The organism is Streptomyces sp. NPDC059582 (genome assembly GCF_042735715.1).
Taxonomy (GTDB): domain Bacteria; phylum Actinomycetota; class Actinomycetes; order Streptomycetales; family Streptomycetaceae; genus Streptomyces.
This window is the reverse complement of the sequence record NZ_JBHWCC010000019.1, coordinates 17150-28766: the sequence shown is the minus strand read 5'-3', so window position 1 is coordinate 28766 and position 11617 is coordinate 17150. Positions and strand designations below refer to the sequence as shown.

The window sequence follows — 11617 nt, the reverse complement described above, 5'->3', positions numbered from 1 at the left end:
CGAACCCTCTGACCCTCCGTACCGTTCGACCCTCCGTGGAGGACACGCTCATGGGGCCCGGTGGGAACCGCGGCTGGCTGCTCCGGCTCGTCATCGCCTTCGGCTTCGCGCAGGGGGCGGTGTCGATGGCCCGGCCCGCCGTCTCGTACCGGGCCCTCGCGCTGGGCGCGGACGAGCGGGCGGTCGGTGTCATCGCGGGCGTCTACGCCCTGCTCCCGCTCTTCGCCGCCGTACCGCTCGGCCGGCGCACCGACCACGGCCGCTGCGCGCCGCTGCTGCCGGTCGGGGTCGTCCTCATATCCGGCGGCTGCGTCCTGAGCGGCCTCGCCGGTTCCCTGCCGGCGATGGCTCTGTGGAGCGGGGTGATGGGCCTCGGCCACCTGTGCTTCGTGATCGGCGCCCAGTCGCTCGTCGCCCGCCGGTCCGCCCCGCACGAACAGGACCGCAACTTCGGTCACTTCACCATAGGCGCCTCCCTCGGCCAGCTCATCGGTCCGGTCGCGGCGGGTCTCCTGATCGGCGGCCCCGACCGGGCGGGCAGCAGCGCGCTGGCACTCGTCGTGGCGGGCGCGGGGGCGGCGGTCGCGGTCACGTCGCTGTGGCGCATCGAGGACCGCGGTGCCGCCACCTCCGGTACCGGGCGGGGCGAGCGCGTCCCCGTCGGCCGCATCCTGCGGGCCCGCGGTGTCCCCGCCGGCATCTTCGTCAGCCTCTCCGTGCTCTCCGCGACCGACATTTTGACCGCGTACCTCCCGGTGGTGGGCGAGCACCGGGGTATCGCGCCGTCCGTCGTCGGCGTGCTGCTGAGCCTGCGCGCGGCCGCCACCATCGCCTGCCGCCTGGTGCTGACTCCGTTGCTGCGGCTGCTCGGCCGTGCCCCGCTGCTCACCGTGACCTGTCTGCTGGCGGCGGTGCTGTGCGCCGCGATCGCGCTGCCGGTGCCGGTATGGGCGCTGGGCGTGATGCTCGTCGTCCTCGGCTTCTGCCTCGGCGTGGGCCAGCCGCTGTCCATGACGACGGTCGTCCAGGCGGCCCCGGACGGTGCCCGCTCCACCGCCCTCGCCCTGCGGCTGACCGGCAACCGCCTCGGCCAGGTCGCCGCGCCCGCCGCGGCGGGCCTGATCGCGGGAGTGGCGGGCGTGGCCGCGCCGTTCGTACTGCTCGGGGCGCTGTTGCTGCTGTCCTCGGGAGTCGCACTGCGCTCACCGGACCAGGGCACGCGGGGGACGCACGCGGGGCGCCCGGCGGGGAGCCGGGCGGGAAGCCGAGCGGGTCGGTGAGCCGGGCGTCGAGCGGGGTGGACGCGGGTCGGTGAGTGCGTCGAGCGAGGTGGACGCCGGTCGGTGAGTGGTGCGCTGACCGGGGAGCCGCGTGGGGCGGTGTCCGTGGTCGGCGCGGGCTGGTGCTCGAGGGGGCGTGGGCCGGTGACCGGGGGCGGCGGAGGCTGGTGACCGGGGGCGATCGGGCGCGATGCGGGCCGGTGGCCGGGCCGGCGTGGCGGTTCGGCGCGGGCCGGAGCCGCGAGAGCGCCCGTCGGCGGCATCTGACGCCGTCTCACGGCCACCCTGAACCTGATCGTCCGCTTTCTCACCCACTGGACCGGACCCCTCCGATCCCGTTCGGTGTCTTCCCCAGGCCGCGCACGGTCCGTTAACTTCCGTGACTCACAGCCCCGTACGACCCGCACGGGACAATCGACCGCGGAGCACCAGCGCCCTAGTGAGCCCCCGGGGACACTTCCATGACACGCGCCATCTCCCTGCACGACGTGAGCAAGACCTACGCACGAGGCGTCCGCGTGGTGGACCGGCTCTCGCTGGACATCACGCCCGGCGAGTTCCTGGTCCTGCTCGGACCCTCCGGCTGCGGCAAGTCCACGGTGCTCAGGATGATCGCCGGACTGGAGGACATCGACGAGGGTGTGCTGCTTCTCGACGGCGAGTACGGCAACGACCTGCCGCCGTCCGAGCGGGACATCGCCATGGTCTTCCAGAACTTCGCCCTCTACCCGAGCATGACCAGCCGGGACAACATCGGCTTCCCGCTGCGCATCGAGACACCCGGCGCGGACCCGCGCCCGCGCGTGGACGCCACCGCCCGCATGCTCGGCATCGAGGACCTCCTCGACCGCTTCCCCAGCCAGCTCTCCGGCGGCGAACGCCAGCGCGTCGCCATGGGCCGGGCCATCGCCCGGCACCCGTCCGCGTTCCTGATGGACGAACCGCTGTCCAACCTCGACGCCAAGCTCCGCAACCACCTACGGGCCGAGATCTCCGAACTCACCCGGGAGTTGGGCGTCACCACGGTCTACGTCACCCACGACCAGGCCGAGGCCATGTCGCTCGGCGACCGGGTCGCCGTGCTGCGCGGCGGGGTGCTCCAGCAGCTCGGCACCCCGCGCTCGGTCTACGCGCTGCCCCGCAACGTCTTCGTGGCCGCCTTCATCGGCACCCCGCGCATCAACCTGCTGCGCGGCCTGATCCGCGCCCCGCTCGACGGAGCGATGACCATTGGTCTGGGCAAGCAGTACCTCCGGCTGCCCGAACCCCTCTCCCTGGACCACCAGTTGCTGCGGGTGCAGCAGGGCCGCGAGGTGATCGTCGGACTGCGCTCGGAGGCGGTCCGCATCGCCGCCCGGGCCGACGCCCGGCCCGGCGAGGTGGTGCTCACCGGCCTGGTGGAGCACGTGGAGTTCCAGGGGCACGAGGTGCTGGTCCACTTCAACACCGGCTCGCGGCCGGCCGTCGTACCGGACCTGGAGGCCCCGCGCCCCGCCCCCCGGCCGGCCCGCCGCAGGCGCCGCGAGGGCACCGTCCTGGACCGGCTGCGGGGCCGGGCGGGATCCCTGCGCGCCGGGCCGGTGGTCGTCCTGGACGACGCGGCGCACGCCGAATCCGCACCGGTTCCGCCCGAGGGCCGCCTCCCGGGCGACCTCGTCGTGCGCACCACCCCGGACTTCGACCTCCGGCACGGCATGCAGGTCCCCCTCCTCGTCGACCTGGCCCATCTGTTCGTGTTCGACCAACACGGTGACCGCATCTGCCCCGCACCGGACCGGTTGCCCGACCTGGAGGAGTGAGGCGGCCGGGACTTCTAGGCTGAGGAGTGTCTGGCGCACAAAAACTAACACCGCTAGTTTGTGAGCCGGAAGACGCAGCGTCGCGGTCCCGCCCGGGAGGAAGCACGATGAAGGCACACGACGGCATGTACATCGACGGCGCCTGGCGCCCCGCCGCCGGCCAGGACGTGATCGAGGTCGTGAATCCGGCCGACGAGCAGGTCATCGCCCAGGTACCGGCGGGCACCGCCCTGGACGTCGACACCGCCGTGCGGGCCGCCCGTGCCGCCCTCGCGGCCTGGGCCGCGACCGCCCCCGCCGAGCGGGCCGCGCGCCTGACCGCGCTGCGGGACGTCCTCGCCGCCCGCAAGGACGAGATCGCCGCGACGGTCACCGCGGAACTCGGCGCACCCCTGGAGTTCTCGCAGGCCGTCCACGCGGGCCTGCCCGTCGCGGTCGCGGGCTCGTACGCCGAACTCGCGGCGACCCACCCCTTCGAGGAGAAGGTGGGCAACTCCGTCGTCCACCAGGAGCCGATCGGCGTGGTCGGCGCTATCACGCCCTGGAACTACCCCCTGCACCAGATCGTCGCCAAGGTCGCCCCGGCGCTCGCGGCGGGCTGCACGGTCGTCCTGAAGCCCGCCGAGGACACCCCGCTGACCGCCCAGCTGTTCGCCGAGGCGGTGCACGAGGCCGGGATGCCCCCGGGGGTCTTCAACCTCGTCACCGGCCTCGGCCCGGTGGCCGGGCGGGCCCTCGCCGAGCACCCGGGCGTCGACCTCGTGTCCTTCACCGGCTCCACGGCCGTCGGCCGGCAGATCGGCGCCACGGCCGGTGCCGCCGTCAAGAAGGTCGCCCTGGAGCTCGGCGGCAAGTCCGCCAACGTCATCCTGCCGAGCGCCGACCTCGCGAAGGCCGTGAACGTCGGCGTCGCCAACGTGATGTCCAACTCCGGCCAGACGTGCAGCGCCTGGACCCGCATGCTGGTGCCCGCCGCGCGCTACGAGGAGGCGGTGGCGCTCGCCGCGAAGGCCGCCGCGAAGTACGGCGACCGCATCGGCCCGCTGGTCAACGCCAAGCAGCGGGCCCGGGTGCTCAGTTACATCGACAAGGGTGTGTCGGAGGGCGCGCGTCTCGTCGCCGGCGGCACCGAATCCCCGCGTGCTCAGGGCTACTTCGTGGCCCCCACGGTCTTCGCCGACGTCACCCCCGACATGACGATCGCCCAGGAGGAGATCTTCGGCCCGGTCCTTTCGATCCTGCGCTACGAGGACGAGGAGGAGGCGCTGCGGATCGCCAACGGCACGGTGTACGGCCTCGCGGGCGCCGTCTGGGCCGGGGACCCGGCGGAGGCGGCGGCCTTCGCCCGCCGGATGGAGACCGGCCAGGTCGACATCAACGGCGGCCGGTTCAACCCGCTGGCTCCCTTCGGCGGTTACAAGCAGTCGGGCGTGGGCCGTGAACTCGGCGCGCACGGCCTGTCCGAGTACCTCCAGACCAAGTCCCTCCAGTTCTAGGGGAGTCGTCCATCATGGCTGTCCGTGCCGCCGTCCTGCCCGCCATCGGCTCCGCCCTGGAGATCACCGAGATCGACCTGCCGGAGCCCGGCCCCGGCCGGGTCCGCATCCGGCTCGCCGCCGCCGGGGTCTGCCACTCCGACCTGTCCCTGTCCGACGGCACCATGCGGGTACCGGTGCCCGCGGTCCTCGGTCACGAGGGCGCGGGCACGGTCCTGGCCGTCGGTGAAGGGGTGTCCGGCCTCGCGGCCGGCGACGAGGTCGTTCTCAACTGGGCACCCTCCTGCGGTAACTGCCACGCCTGCTCGCTCGGTGAGGTCTGGCTGTGCGCCAACGCCCTCAACGGCGCCGCCGACGTGTACGCCCGGACCGTGGACGGCACCGACCTCCACCCCGGCCTCAACGTCGCCGCGTTCGCCGAGGAGACGGTGGTGCCCGCGGCCTGCGTCCTGCCGGCCCCGCCGGGCATCCCGCTCACCGACGCGGCCCTCCTCGGCTGCGCGGTCCTCACCGGATACGGAGCCGTCCACCGTTCGGCGCGGGTCCGGCAGGGCGAGACGGTGGCGGTGTTCGGCGCCGGGGGAGTGGGACTCGCCGCCCTCCAGGCGGCGCGAATCGCCGGTGCTTCACGGATCGTGGCCGTCGACGTCTCCCCGGCGAAGGAGGAACTGGCGCGCACGGCGGGCGCCACCGACTACGTCGTCGCCTCCGACACCACCGCCCGTGACATCCGCGCACTCACCGGCAAGCAGGGCGTGGACGTCGCCGTCGAGTGCGTGGGCCGCGCGGCCACCATCCGCACGGCCTGGGAGTCCACCCGCCGCGGCGGCCGCACCACGGTCGTCGGCATCGGCGGCAAGGACCAGCAGGTCACCTTCAACGCCCTGGAACTCTTCCACTGGGGCCGCACCCTCTCCGGGTGCGTCTACGGCGACTCGGTCCCGGCGCGGGACCTGCCGGTCCTGGCCGACCACGTACGGGCGGGCCGCCTGGACCTGGGTGCCCTGGTGACGGAACGGATCGCCCTCGACGGCATCCCGGCCGCCTTCGAGAACATGCTCGCGGGGAAGGGCGGACGGGCGCTGGTGGTGTTCTGAGCCTTCAGGAGACCTGCTCCGGCCGCGGCGCGGCGGCCGGAGCGGGTACGGCCGGTCTCCGCGCCCGCGACCGCGAGACCGCGACCCCCGCCAGACACAGCGCCCCGCCGGCCAGCGTGAACGCCCCCGGCACCTCGCCCAGCGCCAGCCAGGACATCAGGACGACCAGCGCCGGGACCGCGTACGTCGTCGCGCCCATGCGGCCGGCCGTCGTACGGGCCAGGGCGTACGCCCAGGTGGTGAAGGCGAGCGCGGTCGGGAACAGGCCCAGGTAGACCATGTTCAGCGTGGCGGACAGCGGTGCCTCGGCCGCCTGCCGCACCAGCTGCCCGGCGAACGGCAGACAGAGCACGGCACCGACCAGACACCCGAACGTCGTCACCTGGAGCGCGCTCGCCCGGCCGAGGGCCGGCTTCTGCGCCACCACCCCGCCGGCGTACGCGACCGCGGCCAGCAGACAGAGCGCCACCCCGAGCGGCGAGGAACCGCCCTCGCCCGACATCGACAGCCCCACGGTCACCGCGCCCGCGAACGACACCGCCATCCCGGCCAGCAGCCGCGGCGGCATCGCGTCGCCGAGCAGCCGGGCGCCGAGCAGCGCGATCAGGAGCGGCCCGATGTTCACCACCAGGGCCGCCGTACCGGCGTCGACCTGCTGCTCGCCCCAGTTGAGCACCACCATGTAGAAGCCGAACCACAGCACCCCGGACACCGCGATCCCGCGCCAGGCCGCCCGCGGCGGCCGTCCCTCCCGCCGCACCGCCCAGATCACCCCGAGGGCCACCGTGCCGGCCAGCAGCCGGCCCAGCGCCAGCGCGCCGGGCGAGTACGCGGCGCCCGCGCTGCGGATCGAGACGAAGGCGGAGGCCCACAGCACGACGGTGACGACGGTCGCACCGGCCGCGAGCAGCCCCGTACGACGGGACGGCGAGGTGTTCATCATGCTCCCGAGAGTAGGAAGAGAAGGGTGGGTGCCGCTGGCGGATTTCGGACCGGGTGCCGCCGCTGTCGTCGCTGCTCGACGCGGCGCCGCCGCCTCGACACCGAGGTGCCCGGCGCGGTGTCCCTGCCTGTGTGTCGAGGTGCTGGGCCGCCCCGCCGGCCGCCGGGGGGGTCAGTGCGGTGCCCCTGCCTGTGTGTCGAGGTGTCGCGCGGCGCCCCCGCCAGGGTGTCGAGATGCTCAGCGCAGTGCCGCCGCCTCGATGCCGAGCAGTTCGGACAGGGCGCGCTCGCCCGCCGCCGTCACCTTCACGGCCCGCTCGGAGCCGATCCGTACGCACCAGCCCGCGTCCAGGGCGTGCCGGCACAGGGCCGCGCCCGCGACACCCGCGAGATGAGGGCGGCGCTCGGTCCAGTCGAGGCAGCCGCGGGCCAGCGGCCGCCGGCCGCGCGGGGGGAGGCCGATGCCCACGGCGTCGAACCACCGCATCCCCGCGTCGGTGAGCGCGAACCCGGTGTCCTGGCGCAGCAGTCCGCGCGCGGTCAGCGCGTCGGTGACCGCGATGCCCAGGCGGCCGGCGAGATGGTCGTAGCAGGTGCGCCCGCGGGCCAGCGCCGATCCGGCGCTCGCCTCCCGCAGGTTCCGCGGGCGCCCGGTGTCCTCCGGGGCGACCTGGGCCGCCAGGTCCTCCAGCAGCTGCGCCACCCGCGGGTCGGCCAGCCGCACGTACCGGTGCCTGCCCTGCCGTTCCTCGGCGAGCAGCCCGCCCGCGACGAGCCTGCTCAGGTGCTCGCTCAGGGTGGACGCGGCGACGCCCGCGTGCCGGGCCAGCTCACCGGCGGTCCAGGCCCGCCCGTCGAGCAGTGCCAGCAGACAGGCGGCCCGGGTCTCGTCGGCGATCAGCGCGGTGAGCCGGGCCAGCCGCGCGGCCCGGGGGTCCCTGGTGGTCATGCGTCCCAGCATGGGACACGGACACTTCGGCGCCCACCGAAGTGTCGCTACGCGCCCTGCCGGACCTGCGCGTACTGCTGCGCCAGTCCGTCCAGCAGCGCCGTCAGACCGGTCTCGAACGCCCGCTCGTCGATCTTCTCCTGCTGCTCGGCGAGGAGGTGGGCCTGCCCGAGGTGGGGGTAGTCGGCGGGGTCGTAGGCGCTCTCGTCGTCCACGAACCCGCCGGCGAACGAGCCGAGCGCGGAGCCCATGACGAAGTACCGCATCAGCGCTCCGATCGAGGTGGCCGTCGCGGGCGGCCAGCCCGCCGCGACCATCGCGCCGTAGACCGCGTCCGCGAGCCGCAGGCCGGCCGGGCGGCGGCCGGGGCCGTGGGCGAGCACCGGGACGATGTTGGGGTGTGCGCGCAGGGCGGCCCGGTAGGAGACGGCCCAGTCGTGCAGCGCCGTCCGCCAGTTCCGGCCGTCCTCGAACATCGACAGGTCGACCTGGGCGCTCACCGAGTCGGCGACCGCCTCCAGGATCTCGTCCTTCGTGCGGAAGTGGTTGTACAGCGAGGGCCCGCTCACCCCCAGCTCGGCGGCGAGCCGGCGGGTGGAGACGGCCGCCAGGCCCTCCGCGTCCACCAGCGTGCGTGCCGCCCCGACGATCCGGTCGGTGCTGAGGAGGGGCTTGCGCGGTCGGGCCATGGCGCACATAGTAGGGCTGCATTCAGAAACTAGCAGTGCTAATTTAAATGTACGGCTTTCAAGGTCTGTCCTGTGAGACGTATCCGTTCCGTGTGATGTGGGGTGACTCGGCATGAACCTGGGGCTCAGCGAGGAGCAGACCGCCGTCCGGCGGCTCGCCCGGGACTTCGTGGAGCGTGAGATCGCCCCCCACGTCATCGCCTGGGACCGGGCCGAGGAGGTCGACCGGGGCATCGTGAAGAAGCTCGGCGAGGTCGGCTTCCTGGGCCTGACCATCGACGAGGAGTACGGCGGCTCCGGCGGCGACCACCTCGCGTACTGCCTGGTGACCGAGGAGCTCGGCCGCGGTGACTCCTCGGTGCGCGGCATCGTCTCGGTCTCGCTCGGGCTGGTCGCCAAGTCGATCGCGGCCTGGGGCGGCGAGGAGCAGAAGCGCCGCTGGCTGCCCGGCCTCACCTCCGGCGAGTACGTCGGCTGCTTCGGCCTCACCGAGCCCGGCACCGGCTCCGACGCGGGCAACCTCACCACGCGCGCGGTCCGTGACGGCGACGACTACGTCCTCAACGGCACCAAGATGTTCATCACGAACGGCACCTGGGCCGACGTCGTGCTCCTCTTCGCCCGCTCCACCGACGCCCCGGGCCACCGCGGCGTCTCCGCCTTCCTGGTGCCGACCGACACCCCCGGGCTGACCCGGCGCACCATCCACGGCAAGCTCGGCCTGCGCGGCCAGGCCACCGCCGAACTGGTGCTGGAGGACGTCCGTGTGCCCGCCTCCGCGATGCTCGCGCCCGAGGGCAAGGGCTTCTCGGTCGCCATGTCCGCGCTCGCCAAGGGCCGGATGTCGGTCGCCGCGGGCTGTGTCGGCATCGCCCAGGCGGCGCTGGACGTGGCGCTGCGCCACGCCGGCGAGCGTGAGCAGTTCGGCAAGACCATCGCCCACCACCAGCTCGTCCAGGAGCTGATCAGCGACATCGCCGTGGACGTGGACGCGGCCCGGCTGCTGACCTGGCGGGTCGCCGACCTGGTCGACCGCGGTCTGCCCTTCGCCACCGAGTCCTCCAAGGCCAAGCTGTTCGCCTCCGAGGCGGCCGTGCGCGCCGCGAACAACGCCCTCCAGGTCTTCGGCGGCTACGGCTACATCGACGAGTACCCGGCAGGCAAGCTGCTGCGCGACGCCCGCGTGATGACCCTCTACGAGGGCACCAGCCAGATCCAGAAGCTGGTCATCGGCCGGTCGCTGACGGGGGTCTCGGCGTTCTGAGTATCGCTCCCGCGGGTTCCTGAGTACGTCGGCGGATGTGGCACGGGCCATGTCCGCCGATGCTCGTCCCATGAGCGACACACCCGTCAAGCAGAACACGGCCGCCTTCTACGGTCAGGCCGTCGCGTCCTTCGCCGTCGCCATGGCGGCCACCGCGATCGGCATCTTCAAACTGAACGCCGACGCCTGGGTACGGGCCTTCCTGGCCATCGCCGTCCTGTATCTCGTCACCTCGGCCTTCACGCTGGCCAAGGTGATCAGGGACCGGCAGGACGCGGCCGTCACCATGTACGGCCCCTTCGAAAAGCGCTGAGCGGCTACGCTAAGCGGTTGCTCACCTTCGGCGGTATGGTGTACCTCCGGTACCGAGAGGGGCGAACCAGCGATGAGTACGGCGGAGGACACGACCGGCGGCGAGGCCGAGGCGTGGGGCGAGGTCACGCCTGACGCGGCCCGGCGGCTGCTGGTGGCCGCCGTGGAGGCCTTCGCCGAGCGCGGCTACCACGCGACGACGACCCGCGACATCGCGGGCCGCGCGGGGATGAGCCCGGCCGCGCTCTACATCCACTACAAGACCAAGGAGGAGCTCCTCCACCGCATCAGCCGGATCGGCCACGACAAGGCGCTGGAGATCCTGCGCACGGCGGCCCGTGGCGAGGGCAGCGCCACGGAGCGGCTGGCCGACGCGGTGAGCTCCTTCGTGCGCTGGCACGCCGGAGGGCGCACCACCGCGCGGGTCGTGCAGTACGAACTGGACTCGCTCGGCCCCGACGCCCGTGCCGAGATCCTCGCCCTGCGCCGCCTGGTCGACGCCCAGGTGCGCGGGATCATCGAAGAGGGCGTGGCCACGGGCGAGTTCGACGTGCCGGACGTGCGGGGCACCACCCTCGCGGTGCTCTCCCTCTGCATCGACGTCGCCCGCTGGTTCAACGTCGACGGCCCCCGCACTCCCGACGAGGTCGGCGCCCTCTATGCCGACCTCGTCCTGCGGATGGTGGGGGCGAAGTAGCCGCCCGTCGGCTCAGAGGTAGTACCGGGACACCGACTCGGCCACGCAGGCCGGCTTCTCGCCGCCCTCGCGCTCCACGGTGAAGGCGATGGAGACCTGGACGCCGCCGGGCACGTCGTCGACGCCGGTGATGACCGCGGTGGCGCGCAGCCGCGAGCCGACCGGCACGGGGGAGGGGAAGCGGACCTTGTTGGTCCCGTAGTTGAGGCCCATCTTCACGCGCTCGACCGAGATCAGCTGCGGTCCGAACAGCGGCAGCAGGGACAGGGTCATGTACCCGTGCGCGATGGTGGTGCCGAAGGGGCCCGCGGCCGCCCGCTCGGGGTCGACGTGGATCCACTGGTGGTCACCGGTGGCCTCGGCGAAGAGGTCGATCCGCTTCTGGTCGACCTCCACCCAGTCGGTGTACCCCAACTGCTCGCCCACCGCCGCCTTCAGCTCGTCGGCTGACGTGAAGATCCTCGGCTCTGCCATGTCCCGGCCTCTCGCGTCTGTTCGCGCTTATGTCTAAGCAACTGCTTAGCATGGTCGGGTCGGAGGCCCCTGTCAACGGACCGCCACGGTGCCGGGATGGGTAGGCTTCGAGAGGTGCCCCAGATTCCCGAGAAGATCCATGAACTCACGGTCGGCCAGCTCGCCGCCCGCAGCGGCGCCGCCGTCTCCGCTCTGCACTTCTACGAGTCCAAGGGTCTGATCAGCAGCCGCCGTACCGCGGGCAACCAGCGCCGCTACGCCCGGGACGCGCTGCGCCGGGTCGCCTTCGTCCGGGCCGCCCAGCGGGTCGGCATCCCGCTGGCCACGATCCGCGAGGCGCTCGCCGAACTCCCGGAGGAACGCACACCCACCCGCGAGGACTGGGCGCGCCTCTCCGAGACCTGGCGCTCCGAACTGGACGAGCGGATCAAGCAGCTCAACCGGCTGCGCGACCACCTCACCGACTGCATCGGCTGCGGCTGTCTCTCCCTGGAGTCCTGCGTCCTGTCCAACCCGGACGACGTGTTCGGTGAACGGCGGGCGGGCTCGCGCCTGATGGTGGAACGGCCCTCCCCGGAGGGGGTTCGGCGGCCGGACGCCTGCCGCTGAACCCGCCCC

12 protein-coding genes are annotated in these 11617 nt (G+C 73.2%); 8 read left to right on the top strand and 4 right to left on the bottom strand.

The window, feature by feature from the left end; translation table 11 throughout:
- The first annotated feature begins 50 nt into the window (after positions 1-50).
- The 4 genes from ACFV0T_RS18170 to ACFV0T_RS18155 all read left to right on the top strand — a co-directional run bounded on the left by ACFV0T_RS18170 (position 51) and on the right by ACFV0T_RS18155 (position 5672).
- On the top strand, positions 51-1280 hold the full coding sequence (locus ACFV0T_RS18170) for an MFS transporter (protein ID WP_385779865.1): 1230 nt from the start codon (positions 51-53) through the stop codon (positions 1278-1280).
- Between the two features lie 461 nt (positions 1281-1741).
- Positions 1742-3079 carry an ABC transporter ATP-binding protein gene (locus ACFV0T_RS18165; RefSeq protein ID WP_385779653.1) on the top strand — a complete coding sequence of 446 codons (1338 nt, stop codon included), beginning with the start codon at positions 1742-1744 and terminating at the stop codon, positions 3077-3079.
- 107 nt (positions 3080-3186) lie between these two features.
- Positions 3187-4575 carry an aldehyde dehydrogenase family protein gene (locus ACFV0T_RS18160; RefSeq protein WP_385779651.1) on the top strand — a complete coding sequence of 463 codons (1389 nt, stop codon included), beginning with the start codon at positions 3187-3189 and terminating at the stop codon, positions 4573-4575.
- A gap of 14 nt (positions 4576-4589) precedes the next feature.
- Positions 4590-5672, top strand: a complete 1083-nt coding sequence (locus tag ACFV0T_RS18155) for a Zn-dependent alcohol dehydrogenase (protein ID WP_385779649.1) — start codon at positions 4590-4592, stop codon at positions 5670-5672.
- A gap of 4 nt (positions 5673-5676) precedes the next feature.
- Here the strand turns inward: ACFV0T_RS18155 and ACFV0T_RS18150 are convergent, their stop codons facing one another.
- The 3 genes from ACFV0T_RS18150 to ACFV0T_RS18140 form a co-directional block, all read right to left on the bottom strand.
- Entirely contained in the window at positions 5677-6615 is a 939-nt protein-coding gene (locus ACFV0T_RS18150; RefSeq protein ID WP_385779647.1) for a DMT family transporter, read from the bottom strand.
- 237 nt (positions 6616-6852) lie between these two features.
- Positions 6853-7575 (bottom strand): ArsR/SmtB family transcription factor, encoded by a 723-nt coding sequence (locus ACFV0T_RS18145; protein ID WP_385779645.1) that lies wholly within the window; start codon positions 7573-7575, stop codon positions 6853-6855.
- A gap of 35 nt (positions 7576-7610) precedes the next feature.
- Positions 7611-8252, bottom strand: a complete 642-nt coding sequence (locus tag ACFV0T_RS18140; RefSeq protein WP_385779644.1) for a TetR/AcrR family transcriptional regulator — start codon at positions 8250-8252, stop codon at positions 7611-7613.
- A gap of 112 nt (positions 8253-8364) precedes the next feature.
- On the opposite strand from ACFV0T_RS18140, the gene ACFV0T_RS18135 reads away from it, so the two are divergent.
- The 3 genes from ACFV0T_RS18135 to ACFV0T_RS18125 all read left to right on the top strand — a co-directional run bounded on the left by ACFV0T_RS18135 (position 8365) and on the right by ACFV0T_RS18125 (position 10525).
- Positions 8365-9516, top strand: coding sequence for an acyl-CoA dehydrogenase family protein (locus ACFV0T_RS18135; protein WP_385779642.1), 1152 nt, complete (start codon positions 8365-8367; stop codon positions 9514-9516).
- A 70-nt stretch (positions 9517-9586) separates the two neighbouring features.
- A complete protein-coding gene (locus ACFV0T_RS18130; protein WP_385779640.1) occupies positions 9587-9829 on the top strand; it encodes a YiaA/YiaB family inner membrane protein in 243 nt (80 codons plus the stop codon).
- A gap of 72 nt (positions 9830-9901) precedes the next feature.
- A complete protein-coding gene (locus ACFV0T_RS18125; RefSeq protein ID WP_385779638.1) occupies positions 9902-10525 on the top strand; it encodes a TetR/AcrR family transcriptional regulator in 624 nt (207 codons plus the stop codon).
- A gap of 12 nt (positions 10526-10537) precedes the next feature.
- Here ACFV0T_RS18125 and ACFV0T_RS18120 read toward each other — a convergent pair whose 3' ends face one another.
- Positions 10538-10999 (bottom strand): MaoC family dehydratase, encoded by a 462-nt coding sequence (locus tag ACFV0T_RS18120; protein WP_385779636.1) that lies wholly within the window; start codon positions 10997-10999, stop codon positions 10538-10540.
- Positions 11000-11113: 114 nt separating this feature from the next.
- Between ACFV0T_RS18120 and soxR the strand changes: the two genes are divergently transcribed.
- A complete protein-coding gene (gene soxR, locus ACFV0T_RS18115) occupies positions 11114-11608 on the top strand; it encodes a redox-sensitive transcriptional activator SoxR (protein ID WP_385779634.1) in 495 nt (164 codons plus the stop codon).
- Positions 11609-11617: the final 9 nt, after the last annotated feature.

What these genes read in the sequence shown, in the direction of transcription:
- ACFV0T_RS18125 (WP_385779638.1), top strand. Translation starts at nt 9,902, where the DNA reads ATGAGTACGGCGGAGGACACGACCGGCGGCGAGGCCGAGGCGTGGGGC.
- ACFV0T_RS18160 (WP_385779651.1), top strand. Translation starts at nt 3,187, where the DNA reads ATGAAGGCACACGACGGCATGTACATCGACGGCGCCTGGCGCCCCGCC.
- ACFV0T_RS18170 (WP_385779865.1), top strand. Translation starts at nt 51, where the DNA reads ATGGGGCCCGGTGGGAACCGCGGCTGGCTGCTCCGGCTCGTCATCGCC.
- ACFV0T_RS18140 (WP_385779644.1), bottom strand. Translation starts at nt 8,252, where the DNA reads ATGGCCCGACCGCGCAAGCCCCTCCTCAGCACCGACCGGATCGTCGGG.
- ACFV0T_RS18120 (WP_385779636.1), bottom strand. Translation starts at nt 10,999, where the DNA reads ATGGCAGAGCCGAGGATCTTCACGTCAGCCGACGAGCTGAAGGCGGCG.
- ACFV0T_RS18155 (WP_385779649.1), top strand. Translation starts at nt 4,590, where the DNA reads ATGGCTGTCCGTGCCGCCGTCCTGCCCGCCATCGGCTCCGCCCTGGAG.
- ACFV0T_RS18165 (WP_385779653.1), top strand. Translation starts at nt 1,742, where the DNA reads ATGACACGCGCCATCTCCCTGCACGACGTGAGCAAGACCTACGCACGA.
- ACFV0T_RS18150 (WP_385779647.1), bottom strand. Translation starts at nt 6,615, where the DNA reads ATGATGAACACCTCGCCGTCCCGTCGTACGGGGCTGCTCGCGGCCGGT.
- ACFV0T_RS18135 (WP_385779642.1), top strand. Translation starts at nt 8,365, where the DNA reads ATGAACCTGGGGCTCAGCGAGGAGCAGACCGCCGTCCGGCGGCTCGCC.
- ACFV0T_RS18145 (WP_385779645.1), bottom strand. Translation starts at nt 7,575, where the DNA reads ATGCTGGGACGCATGACCACCAGGGACCCCCGGGCCGCGCGGCTGGCC.
- ACFV0T_RS18130 (WP_385779640.1), top strand. Translation starts at nt 9,587, where the DNA reads ATGAGCGACACACCCGTCAAGCAGAACACGGCCGCCTTCTACGGTCAG.